Source organism: Ruegeria sp. AD6 (assembly GCF_056542325.1).
In genome coordinates this window covers 77,601-91,987 of the sequence record NZ_JBQFZQ010000002.1, presented here as the reverse complement: position 1 = coordinate 91,987, position 14,387 = coordinate 77,601, and the positions used below count along the sequence as shown (strand labels likewise).

General features: G+C 60.7%; 15 protein-coding genes. 8 read left to right on the top strand and 7 right to left on the bottom strand.

Annotated elements, in window-relative coordinates:
• Positions 1-52 precede the first annotated feature (52 nt).
• From cueR to ACR0KJ_RS07350, 5 genes are all read right to left on the bottom strand, one after another.
• Positions 53-442 carry a Cu(I)-responsive transcriptional regulator gene (cueR, locus tag ACR0KJ_RS07370; RefSeq protein WP_480626331.1) on the bottom strand — a complete coding sequence of 130 codons (390 nt, stop codon included), beginning with the start codon at positions 440-442 and terminating at the stop codon, positions 53-55.
• Positions 439-2,910, bottom strand: coding sequence for a heavy metal translocating P-type ATPase (locus ACR0KJ_RS07365; RefSeq protein ID WP_480626330.1), 2,472 nt, complete (start codon positions 2,908-2,910; stop codon positions 439-441). Before ACR0KJ_RS07365 ends, cueR begins: the two co-directional genes overlap by 4 nt.
• A 141-nt stretch (positions 2,911-3,051) precedes the next feature.
• Positions 3,052-3,213, bottom strand: coding sequence for a hypothetical protein (locus ACR0KJ_RS07360; protein WP_170452532.1), 162 nt, complete (start codon positions 3,211-3,213; stop codon positions 3,052-3,054).
• Between the two features lie 48 nt (positions 3,214-3,261).
• A complete protein-coding gene (locus ACR0KJ_RS07355) occupies positions 3,262-3,882 on the bottom strand; it encodes a pyridoxamine 5'-phosphate oxidase family protein (protein WP_480626329.1) in 621 nt (206 codons plus the stop codon).
• A gap of 11 nt (positions 3,883-3,893) precedes the next feature.
• Positions 3,894-4,358 (bottom strand): nuclear transport factor 2 family protein, encoded by a 465-nt coding sequence (locus ACR0KJ_RS07350; protein WP_480626328.1) that lies wholly within the window; start codon positions 4,356-4,358, stop codon positions 3,894-3,896.
• A 303-nt stretch (positions 4,359-4,661) separates the two neighbouring features.
• Between ACR0KJ_RS07350 and ACR0KJ_RS07345 the strand changes: the two genes are divergently transcribed.
• The 3 genes from ACR0KJ_RS07345 to ACR0KJ_RS07335 all read left to right on the top strand — a co-directional run bounded on the left by ACR0KJ_RS07345 (position 4,662) and on the right by ACR0KJ_RS07335 (position 7,984).
• The gene (locus tag ACR0KJ_RS07345) at positions 4,662-5,225 is read left to right on the top strand and encodes a TetR family transcriptional regulator (RefSeq protein WP_170452525.1); all 564 of its coding nucleotides are present in this window, start codon (positions 4,662-4,664) and stop codon (positions 5,223-5,225) included.
• Positions 5,226-5,337: 112 nt separating this feature from the next.
• Positions 5,338-6,495: an acyl-CoA dehydrogenase family protein gene (locus ACR0KJ_RS07340; protein WP_170452523.1), complete on the top strand. Its 1,158-nt coding sequence runs from the start codon at positions 5,338-5,340 to the stop codon at positions 6,493-6,495.
• Positions 6,496-6,712: 217 nt separating this feature from the next.
• Positions 6,713-7,984, top strand: coding sequence for an NAD(P)/FAD-dependent oxidoreductase (locus tag ACR0KJ_RS07335; protein WP_480626327.1), 1,272 nt, complete (start codon positions 6,713-6,715; stop codon positions 7,982-7,984).
• Positions 7,985-7,988: 4 nt separating this feature from the next.
• On the opposite strand, the gene ACR0KJ_RS07330 is transcribed toward ACR0KJ_RS07335, so the two are convergent.
• Positions 7,989-8,693, bottom strand: a complete 705-nt coding sequence (locus ACR0KJ_RS07330) for an SDR family oxidoreductase (RefSeq protein ID WP_170736388.1) — start codon at positions 8,691-8,693, stop codon at positions 7,989-7,991.
• Positions 8,694-8,797: 104 nt separating this feature from the next.
• On the opposite strand from ACR0KJ_RS07330, the gene ACR0KJ_RS07325 reads away from it, so the two are divergent.
• The 5 genes from ACR0KJ_RS07325 to ACR0KJ_RS07305 all read left to right on the top strand — a co-directional run bounded on the left by ACR0KJ_RS07325 (position 8,798) and on the right by ACR0KJ_RS07305 (position 13,647).
• Complete coding sequence (locus ACR0KJ_RS07325; protein WP_480626326.1) at positions 8,798-9,649, top strand: LysR substrate-binding domain-containing protein; 852 nt, start codon at positions 8,798-8,800, stop codon at positions 9,647-9,649.
• 162 nt (positions 9,650-9,811) lie between these two features.
• Positions 9,812-10,678 (top strand): FAD binding domain-containing protein, encoded by an 867-nt coding sequence (locus ACR0KJ_RS07320; RefSeq protein ID WP_170622934.1) that lies wholly within the window; start codon positions 9,812-9,814, stop codon positions 10,676-10,678.
• Positions 10,675-11,154 (top strand): (2Fe-2S)-binding protein, encoded by a 480-nt coding sequence (locus ACR0KJ_RS07315; protein ID WP_170622937.1) that lies wholly within the window; start codon positions 10,675-10,677, stop codon positions 11,152-11,154. Before ACR0KJ_RS07320 ends, ACR0KJ_RS07315 begins: the two co-directional genes overlap by 4 nt.
• Positions 11,154-13,409 carry a xanthine dehydrogenase family protein molybdopterin-binding subunit gene (locus ACR0KJ_RS07310; protein ID WP_480626325.1) on the top strand — a complete coding sequence of 752 codons (2,256 nt, stop codon included), beginning with the start codon at positions 11,154-11,156 and terminating at the stop codon, positions 13,407-13,409. Before ACR0KJ_RS07315 ends, ACR0KJ_RS07310 begins: the two co-directional genes overlap by 1 nt.
• Entirely contained in the window at positions 13,402-13,647 is a 246-nt protein-coding gene (locus ACR0KJ_RS07305) for a MoaD/ThiS family protein (RefSeq protein WP_170521810.1), read from the top strand. Before ACR0KJ_RS07310 ends, ACR0KJ_RS07305 begins: the two co-directional genes overlap by 8 nt.
• On the opposite strand, the gene ACR0KJ_RS07300 is transcribed toward ACR0KJ_RS07305, so the two are convergent.
• Positions 13,644-14,351 (bottom strand): lysophospholipid acyltransferase family protein, encoded by a 708-nt coding sequence (locus tag ACR0KJ_RS07300; RefSeq protein ID WP_480626324.1) that lies wholly within the window; start codon positions 14,349-14,351, stop codon positions 13,644-13,646. The genes ACR0KJ_RS07305 and ACR0KJ_RS07300 overlap by 4 nt on opposite strands.
• Between the last annotated feature and the right edge of the window lie 36 nt (positions 14,352-14,387).

The window sequence follows — 14,387 nt, the reverse complement described above, 5'->3', positions numbered from 1 at the left end:
CGGAGTGTTGGTCAGAGACAAAGCAAAGCTGCGCCCAAAGGGCAACCCCGCGTCACGCCTTGCCGCCCAGATCCTGAAGGATCGGGCAGTCGGGGCGATCATCCCCTGCACAGGCATCGATCAGGTGACTCAGCGTGTCGCGCATGGCCTTCAGGTCCGCGATCTTGGCATCGATCTGCGCCAGATGATCGCGGGCCACCCGTTTGACATCCGCACTGGCCCGCGTTTCGTCTTCGTAAAGCGCCAGCAGGGTGCGGCAGTCTTCGATAGTGAACCCCAAAGCGCGGGCGCGGCCCAGAAAGGTCAGCTTGTGCAGGTCCTGAGGGCGGAAGACCCGGTATCCATTGTCGTCGCGCAGGGGTTTGATCAGAGAAATCTCTTCGTAGTAGCGGATGGTTTTGGCGGGCAGGCCGGTTTGTGCAGCAACATCTCCGATATTCATGCGCGGACCTCCTTGGATGTCGCCTTTGCGTTATCAGGCAGATCCGCGCGTACCCGCCGCAGGCGCAGCGCGTTTGAGACGACAAAGACACTGGACAAGGCCATCGCCCCGGCGGCCAAGGCCGGGGACAGCAAGTGACCCCCAAACGGATAGAGAACCCCCGCTGCAACCGGGATCAGAAGGATGTTATATCCAAAGGCCCAGCCCAGGTTCTGCCGGATGTTACGCATTGTGCGGCGACTGATTTCAACCGCATTTGCAACACCGCGCAAATCGCCGGACATCAGAACGACGTCCGCAGTCTCAATCGCTACGTCTGTGCCGGTGCCTATGGCGACACCTATGTCGGCCGCAGCAAGGGCAGGGGCGTCGTTGATGCCGTCGCCGACGAAAGCCAGGGTGCCAAACCGGTCCTGCAAGGATTGTATCGCGTCCCGTTTCCCATCCGGCAGGACTTCGGCTGTGACGTGGTCGATGCCCAACCTGTTGGCCAATGCCCTCGCCGTACGGGTGTTGTCGCCGGTGACCATCGCCAACGTCAAACCGGCCTCGCGCAGGCGCGCCAATGCCTCGGGCGTGCCGGGTTTGATTGGGTCGGAAACATACAGCGCCGCCGCCAGCCGCCCATCAATCGCCACGAATAGCGGCGTTGCGCCTTCGGTGGCGCGGTCGTCGGACTCGGCTTGCAGGTCGTCAAGGTCAAGGCCTTGCTGCTGCATCAGGGTCTTGGATCCGATCAGAACGCGTCGACCTTCGACCACGCCCTGCACCCCGAGGCCCGTCAGGGATTGAACCTCGGACGCATCGGGCAAATCTGCGGGACCGGCGCGCGTGATTGCCGATGCGATCGGATGCTCTGAACGTGCTTCCAGCGCCGCAGCCAAACGAAGCACCTCGGTCGGATCGAACCCGGTTGTCGTTGTGATGTTGTCGAATTCGGGACGGCCCAGTGTCAACGTACCGGTCTTGTCCAGTGCGATCACCGTCGCCTGTTGCAATTGCTGCAACGCATCGCCCTTGCGGAACAGAACGCCCAGCTCGGCTGCCCGGCCGGTGCCCACCATGATCGAGGTCGGTGTTGCCAGACCCATGGCGCAAGGGCAGGCGATGATCAGGACCGAGACCCCGGCCACCAGCGCCAGCGGCAAAGAGGGCGCAGGCCCGAATAGCAACCACGTGAGGGCGGTCAGAACAGCGACAGTGATGACCGCCGGAACAAAGCGATAGGTGATCCGGTCCACCAGCCCCTGGATTGGCAGTTTGGCCCCCTGCGCCTGTTCCACCAATCGAATGACCTGCGCCAGGACTGTATCGGCCCCGACACGCGTGGCCTGCACCCGCAGAGCACCGGTTCCGTTTACGGTGCCCCCAACAACCGGATCGCCGGGTGATTTGCCGACCGGAACGGGTTCGCCTGTGATCATGCTTTCATCCACAAACGTAGAGCCCTCCAACACCTGCCCATCGACCGCGATGCGTTCACCGGGCCGAATTTGCAGGATGTCGCCCACTGTGATTTCGGCAATGGGGCGGTCGATAGCAGCGCCGCCCTGTTCAACTCGCGCGGTTTTGGGCTGCAGCCCGATCAGCTTGCGAATGGCTGCGCCGGTTTTACCTTTGGCGCGCGCCTCCATCCAGCGGCCCAGAAGGATCAGAACCACGATGACAGCGGCGGCTTCGAAATACACATTTGCTGTGCCCTGCGGCAGCACGCCGGGCGCAAAGGTCGCGGTCACCGAATAGAGGTAGGCGGCACCGGTTCCCAACGCGACCAGCGCGTTCATATCCGGCGTTCCGCGCAGCAGGGACGGGATGCCTTTTCGATAGAACACCCGCCCGGGACCGATAAGCAAAACCGTTGTCAGCGCGAATTGAATCAACTGACTGGTTTGCGCGCCAATGGTGCCGTGCACCCAGTGGTGGAAGGCGGGGATCATGTGGCCGCCCATCTCAAGAATGAACACCGGTGCCGCAAGCAGCGCGGCCAGCAGCGTGGTCTGCTTCAGCTTTTGCGCCTCATCATCCTGCGTCGCGGGGGCAGTGCCATTCTGCCCCTCGATCCGGGCCGGATAACCAAGATCGGCCGCGACCCGAGCCAGTGTCGCGGGCGTGGTGGCATCCTCAAGATAAGTCACCCGAGCTGCCCCTGTCGCCAGATTGACATCAGCAGTCAAAACACCAGTGGTCGCGGCAAGCGCACGTTCGATCTTTGCCACGCAAGAGGCGCAGTTCATCCCGGTGAGCGCAAGGACAGTCTGTTCAATCGCCGCAGGATAACCGGCATCGTCCAGCGCTGTGGTCAGCGCCGTAACCGGACCTGTTGTTACGACCTGCGCAGTGTGGGTTGCAAAGTTGACCGAGGCGGACTCGACGCCTGTAACACCGTTCAACGCAGCTTCGGCCCGCGCAACGCAAGAGGCGCAGTTCAGTCCGGTGATCTTGATCTGTATTGGTTGAGGCTGTGCCATACGACTCGTCTCGGAACTATCTTTGCCCTCCACATGAGGGTTCCAGTGACGGGAAGGTCAAGGGGCGCGCCGTGGATTTTTGCGGAAATCAGGCGTCAATGCAGTTGGGGCATTCGGAAGGGCGTCTGACGAGGTACACCGTCAGTTTTGCAGCAAACGGTCCAGCAACAATGTCTGTTCACCCGTCGCGGGCTGTGTCCGGACCGCATTCGGGGAGGCAAAAAAACCATAGAGGACAACAAGAAAGGCGCAACCGGCACCTGCAAGCGCGATCAGGGCGATATTCATCGTTGAACGTAGCATGGTAGTCCGTCCTCCGTCCGCGAAGGTGATTTGAAGGGTCTCTGCGACCTAATTCGATTGGGCCAGTGCTTGTTTCAGCCGTTCATTTTCAGCCTGCAACTGCGCCAGTTGCTGTCCCAGGGCGTTCAGATGCGGGCGCAGTTCAGCCTCGGTATAACGGGGCGTGATATGGCTGGGGCAATTCCAGGCCAGCGCCTCGACCCGGATGATCACGGCGCGTTCGGCGCGTGTGGTGGCCCCGTCGGGATACAGGCTGGTTGTGGCCGCCTCGCCTTCGGTAAACTCCACACGCCCCAAAATCTTGAGACGGCGCTGATTGGCGTAATCCATCAGGATCATCGCAATTCGATCGTTCCCGTCCAGATTCCCGCGCGAGATATACTGTTTGTTGCCGGAAAAATCGGCATAGCCGATGGTCTGTGTCCCCAGCACCTTCAAGAACCCGACAGGGCCGCCGCGATACTGAACATAAGGCCATCCAGTCTCGGACATGGTGGCCTGATAGAACCCGTCCCGCGCTGTGATAAACGCTTTTTCCGCATCGCCGATCAGGTGGCCTTGCTGTGGGCCACCTTCGATAAACTTGGCATAGGTTTTTGCCGATCCCATCCGTTCCTGATGGGCGCGAACGGCTGGGGTGAAGGTCAGTTCGGAAAAGGCGCGCGGCATGGTTTGTCCTTTCACAGACCCAAGTCTGACAGCCCCGGATGGTCTTCCGGGCGTTCGCCCTGCGGCCAGTGAAACAGGCGGTCATCCTCGGTGATCGGCAAATCGTTTAACGAGGCGTGACGATGCGACATGCGCCCGTCCTCGGCAAATTCCCAATTCTCATTGCCATAAGACCGGAACCACTGACCGCTGTCATTGTGCCATTCATAGGCATAGCGCACCGCAATGCGATTGTCGGAAAAGGCCCAAAGCTCTTTTATCAGGCGATAGTCCAGTTCCTTGCGCCACTTGCGGGTCAGGAAGGCGTGGATGTCGGCGTGGCCGGACAGAAATTCGGCCCGGTTCCGCCATTGGCTGTGTTCGGTATAGGCCGGGGTCACGACATCTGCATCACGGGAATTCCAGGCGTTTTCTGCCATACGAACCTTTTGCGTGGCGGTTTCGACGGTGAAGGGCGGCAGCGGTGGTCGGGACATTTTCGGGTGCTCTTTCAGACGAGTGCAGCGGCGATCATCGCCAGGGTCAACAGGACCGGCAGATATTGTGGTGGAACAAGGTTGGCGTGTCGTTTCATCGGTCAAATCCTTGGGTGAACTGATCGGTAAGAATACCTCTAAAGTGTACCGATCTGTCAATAAACTCAAGTATTATTTTGCGACTTGATGTAATTCCTTAAGAAACGGGGCGAAAAGCTATGTATTTCAACGGGGTAGGCAAGGTGGATTGAACCGCGCGGCCAAGTTTAATATGTACAGGTCAGTACATGCAGGAGCGGGATCATGCGCCCAAACAAACGAGATGAGCTTGTTCGCAAGGCGATGCAGGTGTTCTATCGCGACGGGTTTCACGCGACTGGCATGGACAAGCTGGTGGTGGAAACGGGCGTGTCGAAAACCTCGATGTACAAGCATTTCCGCACCAAGGAAGAGTTGATCCTGGCCGTCCTGCGCCTGCGGGACGAAAGCTTTCGCGAGTGGGTTCTGGGGCGTATGTCAGACAGGGCCGACACGCCGGCGGGGCAAATCCTGGCCAGTTTCGACGCCCTCAAGGAATGGTTCGAACAGGACGAGTTTCGCGGCTGCATGTTCATCAAGGCGGGGGCCGAGTATCAGGAAGCCGATCATCCGATCCATGTTCAGGCCGCCAGACACAAGCAGGTGATGCTGGATCATTTCACGCACCTTGCACAAAAGGCGGGCGCCCCTGCACCTGAAACGCTGGCACGACAGATTGTCTTGCTGCAGGAAGGTGCAATAGTCTCTGCCGTGCTGTTGAAAAGCGGCGACCCTGCCGAAGACGCCAAAGAGGCTGCCGCATTACTGCTGAAAACCGCCCTGGCCTAACCCTCCGGGAAAGAACGTTGCGTTGTTCAGGGGCCCAACGCCACGTCACATGGATTGGCGGGAAGCGCTGGGCTAGGTAGCCTATAACAAACGCTTATCCGGAGATCTGAAGATGTCGCTTTTCACCTCGTCCGCCGCCTGGGTTACAGATGAACACCGCATGTTTGCCGATATGGCAGGCCGGTTCATGGATGATGAACTTTCCCCGAATGTTGAAACATGGGCCGACAACGGCGTTGTCGACCGCGCGTTTTGGCACAAGGTCGGCGAAGCAGGGCTGATGGCGGGCTCGGTCGCCGAAGAATATGGCGGCGTTGGTGGCGGCATGGGGTTCGATGCCGTAACGATCTACGAGCAGGCCGCGCGTGGTGATGCGGGTTGGGGGTATGGGATTCAGTCCATCGTGACCCATTACATCGCAACCTATGGCAGCGAAGACCAAAAGCAAAAATGGCTGCCCAAGCTGATCTCAGGCGAAATGGTAGGTGCGCTTGCGATGACCGAACCGGGCACCGGGTCCGACGTTCAGGCCGTGCGGACGACGGCCGAAAAGGATGGCAACTCTTACAAGCTCAACGGGTCCAAGATTTTCATCACCAACGGTCAGTCGGCGGACCTGATCGTTGTTGCGGCGAAAACGGATAAGTCCCTTGGGGCAAAAGGCGTTTCCCTGATCGCGGTCGAAACCGAAGGCGCGGATGGGTTTCGCCGGGGTCGCAACCTCAAAAAGCTGGGCATGAAGGGCAACGACACCGCCGAGCTGTTCTTTGAGGATGTCAAAGTGCCTCTGACGAACCTGCTGGGCCCGGATGAGGGGCAGGGGTTTTATCAGTTGATGAAGCAATTGCCCTGGGAACGCCTGACCATCGGTCTGATGGCCCTTGGGGCAATCGATTTCGCGATCGCCGAGACGGTGAAATACGTGCAAGAGCGTAAGGCCTTCGGTCAGCGTGTCATGGACTTCCAGAACACGCGTTTCAAACTGGCCGAGTGCAAGACCAAGGCCGAAGTGCTGCGCAGCTTTGTGAACGACTGTATCGCCAAGCTGGAGGCTGGAGAGTTGGACGCCGCGACAGCCTCGATGGTCAAATACTGGGGGTCCGAGGTGCAGAACGAAATCATGCACGAATGCCTGCAACTGTTTGGCGGTTACGGGTTTATGATGGAATACCCGATTGCCCGTCTTTATGCGGATGCACGCGTGCAGATGATCTATGGCGGCACCAACGAAGTTATGAAAGAACTGATCGCGCGGTCACTCGACGTCTAGGGGGCTCCCGCCCATCTTTGTCGTTTCTGTCGAAACGACTGTGCTGGTTGGGCCGGGCAGTTTGCAGAGGGTGGTTTGTTCTGGCCCGAAGGGTCATACTCAGCGCTGCCATCGAAATTTGCGCCGACACGACCCTGACAACCCCGTTCCTCTTTCCTAATCTTGAGTTGCTGCCACCTTGCGCGCTAATGCTGCGGGCAAGGATGAAAGGTGACCCGTGACCAACCCCGAACACTCTCTGTGGCGCGAGACATGCCGTGAAGACCTGAACGCCGAGATGCTCTCGGCCCATGTGACGGTGGACCTGGCCGTAATCGGGGGCGGGTACACCGGCTGTTCCGCTGCGCTGCACGCTGCGAAATCCGGCGCGTCGGTCTGTCTGTTGGAGGCGCAGGACATCGGCCATGGCGGCTCGGGGCGGAATGTCGGGTTGGTCAATGCGGGCCTATGGTTGCCCCCCGACGACATTCGCAAGCACTTGGGTCAGGCAACTGGTGACCGCCTGATTGACCTTCTGTCCCAAGCTCCGTCCGAGGTCTTTGCCCTGATCGAAAAGCACCAGATCGATTGCGAGCCGGTGCGGAACGGAACACTTCACTGCGCGCACTCACCTGCCGGGTTGCGCGATCTGCAAACCCGCCACGCGCAGCTTAGCACGGCGGGCGCTCCGGTCGAGCTGTTGTCGGCCCGGACCGCAGCGCAAAGAACCGGTAGCGAGGCGTTTCATGGGGCGCTGTTTGATCCTCGGGCTGGTACTATCCAGCCACTGTCCTATGTGCAGGGTATGGCGCGAGTGGCGCGTGAGTTCGGCACGCAGATCTACACCAACAGTCCGGTTCGCAACCTGCGCCGGGAAGGTGAGGTTTGGGTTCTGGAAACCCCCGGCGGATCGGTGCGCGCAAGGGCGGTCATTCAAGCCACAAACGCCTATCACCAAGGTATTGAGGACACCGCGCCCGCCTATGTGCCGGTCTACTACTTTCAACATGCGACCGCGCCTTTGTCCCACAATCTGCGCAACAGCATTCTGCCGCAGGGCGAAGGATGCTGGGATACCGGCCTGATCATGACATCGTTCCGGCTGGATCAGGACGGACGCATGATCATTGGCGGGATGGGGGATCTAAGCCATGCTGGCCGGGCGGCTCATGTTGCTTGGGTCAAGCGCAAACTGGCCGAACTTTTTCCGCACCTATCGGATCAACCATTGATTAAGGGCTGGCACGGGCGGATAGCCATGACATCGGATCATATTCCCAAGATCACCCAGCTTGGCCCAAACGCCCTGTCCGCCCATGGGTTTTCCGGGCGCGGCATCGGGCCCGGCACTGTGTTCGGGCGGTTGATGGCTGAAAGCCTTTTGACAGGGGATTTCTCATGCCTGCCGGTGCCAGTCGTATCCGAGCACCGTGAAAGCTGGACGGGCCTGCGCCGGGCCTATTTCGAAACCGGCGCGGCGCTGACGCATCTGATAAAGGCGCGGCTCTGACAGGTCAGACCGAACGGGTGATACCACCATCGACCCGGATGTTTTGTCCGGTGATGTATCCGCCCCCTTCAGAAGCCAGCAGAGAAATCACCGGCGCGATCTCATCCTGACTGCGCCCATAGCGGCCCATCGGAATCCTGTCGCGGAAGTCCTGTTTCTCGGGCAGACTGTCGATGAAGCCGGGCAGCACGTTGTTCATGCGGATGTTGTCCGCCGCGTATTTGTCGGAATAGAGCTTGGTGAAAGCCGCGAGGCCAGAGCGAAACACGCCCGAGGTCGGAAAGGCCGGGTCCGGTTCGAATGCGGCGAAGGTTGAGATATTGATGATTGATCCACCGCCTTGGGCCTGCATGATCGGGGTCACCAGCCGGGTCGGGCGGACGGCGTTTAGAAAATACACCTCCATCCCCAGATGCCAGTCGTCATCCGACAGATCCAGCACCGCGCCTTTTGGGCCATGCCCGGCTGAATTGACCAGAACGTCGATCCGTCCCCAATGGGACATGGCCGCATCCACCAGCCGTTGCAGATCGTCGGTGGATTGGTTGGACCCGGTTATCCCGACGCCACCCAGTTCCCGGGCCAATGCCTCACCTTTTCCGGATGAGGACAGGATACCGGTTTTGAACCCGTCAGCGGCCAGCCGACGGGCCGCGTCGGCGCCCATCCCGCTGCCACCGGCCATTATCAGGGCAACTTTTTCTGTCATTTTCGCGCTCCAATTTGCATCTTTCCTGAGAATGAGCCGCGGCGCTGCGTTTGACCAATCAGTTCTTCTGCTCTAAGCCTGTAGAAAATCTACTGTGTGCGGATATGCCAGCCCTTCCACCTCTGAACGCTTTGCGTGCTTTTGAAGCTGCGGCCCGACATCTGAATTTTCGCCTTGCGGCGGAAGAACTGGGCGTTACGCAAGGGGCTGTGGCGCAGCAGGTTCGAGGGCTTGAGGCGCGCTTGGGCATTGCCCTGTTCGATCGGATGCCGCGCGGTCTGCACCTGACGGAAGAGGGCCGCAAACTCAGCGCGCCTCTAAAACGCGCGTTTCGCCTGATCGAAAACGCGGTGGAAGAGGCGGCAGACCAGCGTCGGATCACGATATCCGTGACACCCAGTTTTGCGTCGAAATGGCTGGTGCCCAGGCTGTCGGATTTCACGGCGAAGCACCCGGAAATTCAGGTTCAGATCGATGCGCAGGAACATCTTGCCGAATTTGAAAAAGACGGTGCCGACATCGCTGTGCGCCACGGTCAATCGCATCTGACATCCGATCTGCGGGCCGAGCCCTTGTTTTCGACCGAGCTTATTGTCGTCTGCGCGCCAGATCTGGCCGGGCGCGTGTCTGATGTGCGGGATTTGATGGGGCAGACGTTGCTTAGCGATTCACATGGTCTTTGGCCGCTGTTTCTGGAACATGCCGGGGTGGACGGAAGGCCGCGCATGATGACGTTCAACCACACCAGCCTTGCAATTGACGCGGCTGTGGCGGGGCAGGGGTTTGCCCTGGCAGATGCGGCGCTTGTCGGGTCCGAACTGACCTTAGGCCAGTTGGTCAAACCCTTCGAACAGGTGCTAAGCGGTGATCCGGGGTTTTACATCGTGACCCCGAGGAAGCCGCGCCAGCCCAAACTGGTCGACGCGATGCGGCGTTGGTTGCTGTCACAGGTCTAAGCGCCCATAGCACGCTCGGCGGACCAAGCGTTTGCTGTTCCCCCGACCGTGCAAAATGGGACCGCGAAAATTTACCATTCCAGCCATAGACGCGGGCATTAGGCTCCTCTAACGTCGCCCCGATCCCCAGTGAACCCTGACAAACAGGCGCGAGGTAAATTCATGGATTATCACAGTCCTGCCAGCTTTGCCGAAGCATCGGCCCTGGCGGCAAACGCAACGGGCATAACACGATTTCTGGCAGGCGGCACCGATGTTTTGGTGCAGTTGCGCGCCGAGCTGGTGACGCCCGACACGCTGATCGATGTCAAGAAAATCAACGGTGTGCATGACATCACCCGCAACGCGGATGGCAGTTGGACGCTGGGCGTGGCAACCACCGGCGCGGAAATGAGCGAGCATGCCGAACTCGGCCGCGACTGGCCCGGCGTGGTCGAGGCGATGGATTTGATCGGCTCGACTCAGGTTCAGGGGCGCGCGACGCTGACCGGCAATCTGTGCAACGGGTCGCCTGCGGCGGACTCGGTGCCTGCCATGGTGGCTGCGGGTGTGACGGTCACGGTCACCGGACCGGATGGCACCCGAGAGGTCGCGGTTGAGGATATTCCGACCGGACCGGGCAAAACCTCGCTGGCGAAGGGAGAGTTGGTTTCAGCGGTTAACATCCCTGCCCGTGGTGACAACGCAGGCGACGCCTATCTGCGGTTCATTCCGCGGACCGAGATGGATATTGCGGTTGTCGGCGTCGGTGTCAGTCTGCGTCTGGACGGCGATACCATCACCGAAGCGCGTGTGTCTTTGGGTGCTGTGGCACCGACTGTTCTGCTGGTGGAAGACTGCGCCACGGCGATCATTGGCAGCACGCTGGACGATGCAGCGCTGGACGCGCTGGCCGCTGCGGCCTCTGCCGCCTGCAACCCGATTGACGACAAGCGCGGCACAATTGAATTCCGCACCGAGGTCGCAGGCGTTCTGGCCAAGCGCGCCGCGAAAATCGCCTATGCCCGTGCGAAGGGAGAAAATGTATGAGCAAGCTCCACGTATCCACATCCGTGAATGGGGACACGGTCGAATACCTGTGCGACCCGCGCGAAACACTGCTGGACTGTCTGCGCGACAAACTGAACCTGACCGGCGCGAAAGAGGGCTGCGGCACCGGAGACTGCGGGGCCTGTTCGGTGACCGTTGACGGTCGTCTGGTCTGTTCCTGCCTTGTGCTGGGGGTCGAAGCGGACGGCAAACAGATCGAAACCGTCGAGGGGATTGCAGACGGTGACGTACTGCATCCATTGCAGCAGAAGTTCATCGAGCACGCTGCCCTGCAATGCGGCATCTGCACGCCCGGCATTCTGGTGGCGGCCAAATCGCTGCTGGAAAAGAACCCGGACCCGACCGAGGAAGAGGCGCGGTATTGGCTGGCAGGCAACCTCTGCCGCTGCACCGGGTACGACAAGATCATTCGCGCCGTGATGGAAACGGCAGCAGACCTGCGGGAGGCGTCATAATGGCTCTGGACGATCGCAAATCTGATTTCACCTTTGTTGGCACCCGCCCGAACCGCCCCGATGGTTTGGACAAGGTCACGGGCCGTGCCAAGTTCGGCGCGGATATGTCGGCCCCCGGCATGTTGCACGGCGCGGTTCTGCGCTCGCCCCATGCCCATGCGCGGATCGTGAAGATCGACACCTCGAAAGCCGAGGCGCACAAGGACGTCAAAGCCGTCGTGACACGCGCCGATTTCGCCGACGTGCCCTTTGCCCCCGGTCTGGCGGGCGAGTTCTGGAACGTGCTGGAAAACGTCATGGCCGGTGAAAAGGCGCTGTATGACGGTCATGCCGTGGCGGCAGTCGCCGCAAGTTCGGCTTTGGCGGCCCGCGATGCGCTCAAGCTGATCGAGGTTGAATACGAAGTTCTGCCCCATGTCACCGATGTAGACAAAGCGATGGCAGCGGACGCGCCGGTGATCCGCGAAGGGGCTGCGGATTACTCGGTGCCGCAAGGCATGCATCCGAACGTTGTCCGCTATCACGAAAGCGGCCATGGCGATGTCGAGGCTGGCTTTGCCGAGGCTGATCTGGTCATCGAAGACAGCTTTGTGACCGAGGCGACCCATCAGGGCTATATCGAACCGCATGCCTGTCTGGGTATGTTGGGCAATGACGGCAAGGGTGAGCTGTGGTGCACCACCCAAGGCCACTGGATCGCACAGAAAACTTGCGCCGCGTTGTTGGGCATAGAGACCTCGCAATTGCGCGTAACCGCGTCGGAAATCGGCGGAGGGTTCGGCGGCAAGACCACCGTTTTCATCGAGCCCGTCGCACTGGCGCTGAGCCGCAAGGCGAACCGTCCGGTGAAAATCGTTATGTCACGCTCCGAGGTGTTCCGGGCCACCGGTCCGACCTCGTCCGCGTCGATGGATGTGAAGATCGGGATGAAGAAGGACGGCACGATTTCGGCGGCGCAGGGCGTGTTCCGCCTGCAAGGCGGGGCCTTCCCCGGTGCGCCGGGCGACATGACGGCCATGTGCGCCTTTGCGCCTTACAACCTGACCAACGTCAGGCAGATCGGTTACGACGTCATGGCCAACCGCCCGAAGCAGGCTGCCTATCGCGCGCCGGGCGCGCCGATGGGCGCTTTCGCCGTCGAATCGGTGATCGATGAGCTGTGCAACAAGCTGGGCCTTGACCCGGTTGAGGTGCGCCTTAAAAACGCCGCGCATGAGGGCACAAGGGCCAGCTACGGCCCAACCTTCGAACGCATCGGCCTGGTTGAAACTCTGGAAGCCGCCAAGGCGCACCCCCATTACGCGGCCCCACTGAAACCGGGGCAGGGGCGTGGGATTTCCTGCGGGTTCTGGTTCAACCACGGCGGCGAAACCTCGGTATCGCTGGCGCTGTCCGAGGACGGCTCGGCCCAGTTGATGGTCGGAACGCCCGATATCGGCGGCTCGCGCGCGTCCATGGCGTTGATGGCGGCCGAAGTGTTGGGCATTCCGTACGAGAACATCCGCGTCACCATCGCCGACACGGCAACGCTGGGTTATAACGACGTCTCGCACGGAAGCCGCGTGACCTATGCCAGCGGTCTGGCGACCATCAAGGCGGCGAAACATGCGGTTGAAAAGCTGTGCGAACGCGCGGCGGCCAAATGGGGCATCCCTGTGGACGCGGTGAAATGGGAAAACGGCAGCGCGGTTCCTTCCGGGCCCAATGCGGGCGATTTCGATCCCTTACCGCTGGCCGATATCACGGCGAACATGGGTCGCACCGGCGGTCCGATCTCGGGGCATTTCGAGGCCACCCCCGAAGGCGCGGGCGTGTCCTTCGGCACCCATATCGTCGATGCCGAGGTCGATCCGGAAACCGGCAAAACCTCGATCACCCGCTACACGGTCATTCAGGACGCAGGCAAGGCGATCCACCCGGCATATGTCGAAGGCCAGTATCAGGGCGGGGCTGCACAAGGCATCGGCTGGGCGCTGAACGAGGAATACATCTATGGCGAGGATGGACGGTTGCAAAACTCGGTCTTCCTCGACTACCGCATCCCGGTCGCCAGCGACCTGCCGATGATTGACACAGTGATCGTCGAGGTTCCGAACCCCGGCCATCCGTTTGGTGTGCGTGGGGTCGGCGAGACAGGCATCGTGCCGCCCCTCGCTGCCATCGCCAATGCGGTGTCGAACGCGGCAGGGGTTCGGATGAAACAACTGCCCATGTCACCGCCGCGCATTCTGGCTGCGTTGAAGGACAATGATTGACGTCCACCTCTGGTCTAGCCTCCGGTCACTGACCGGGGGCAGGCAAGTGGTGACGGTCGAGGCCACCACCACCGGAGAGCTGTTGAGCGCCCTGGTGCGCGCCTACCCGCAATTGCAGGCCCCCATCGACGCGGGGGTGTCCATCGCCATCGACGGGCGCGTCATTGCCACCGGCCTGACCGAACCCATCCCGGAAGGCAGCGAAGTCTATCTGATGCAGAGGTTGCGGGGCGGCTAGCCCTTTGGCGTCCACGGCGCGCGCCCGACCATACGGTCAGCCTCGGCTGTGATGTCGTTCATATGCGCCTCAAGGCTGAGGCGAAGGGTCTCAAGGGTGTCTTCGCTGGCCTTGCGCGGTACGGTTTCCGTCCACTCACGGCACAGAAACACGCCTTCGTTGCGCCACGGGCGCGGCATCAGTAACCGGTCCCAGGTTCCCGCCTCGCGCCCGTGTTTGGCGGAAAAAGTGATGCCGAACACGCGCTTGCCCGAGGTGCGCGCCCATACCAGAGGCACGGTCGACAGAACCCGGTCCGGCCCTCGCGGACCGTCCGCGGCGATTCCGATGGAAATGCCCTGCTTCACCTTTCCGATCACTTCGCGCGACACGGCAATATTGTTGGAATTTTTGCTGGTCATGGCGATCGTGTCCATGCCGAACAGCTTCTGCACCCGACCTACCATGCTGCCTGCCCGCGCCGAGGACGTAATTGAACAGATGCGCCCTTTATCCAGCGGAAAGAAATAAGGGGATTGGGCCAGCCGCTGGTGCCAGAGGACGACAATGACCGGCTCACCCTGTTCGGCCAGCTGGTCCAGCTCCTCATACCCGATGCGCTGCCAGCGCGTGTTGCGGTTGACCATCCGGATATAGCTGGCAATCCGCCGCGCGGTCCAGTTCAGTACGGCTTCGCTGTCTGCGATCTTCTTGCGGAGGCTCACACCGGGTTCCTTTTGCTGACCAGACCTTGTCTTACC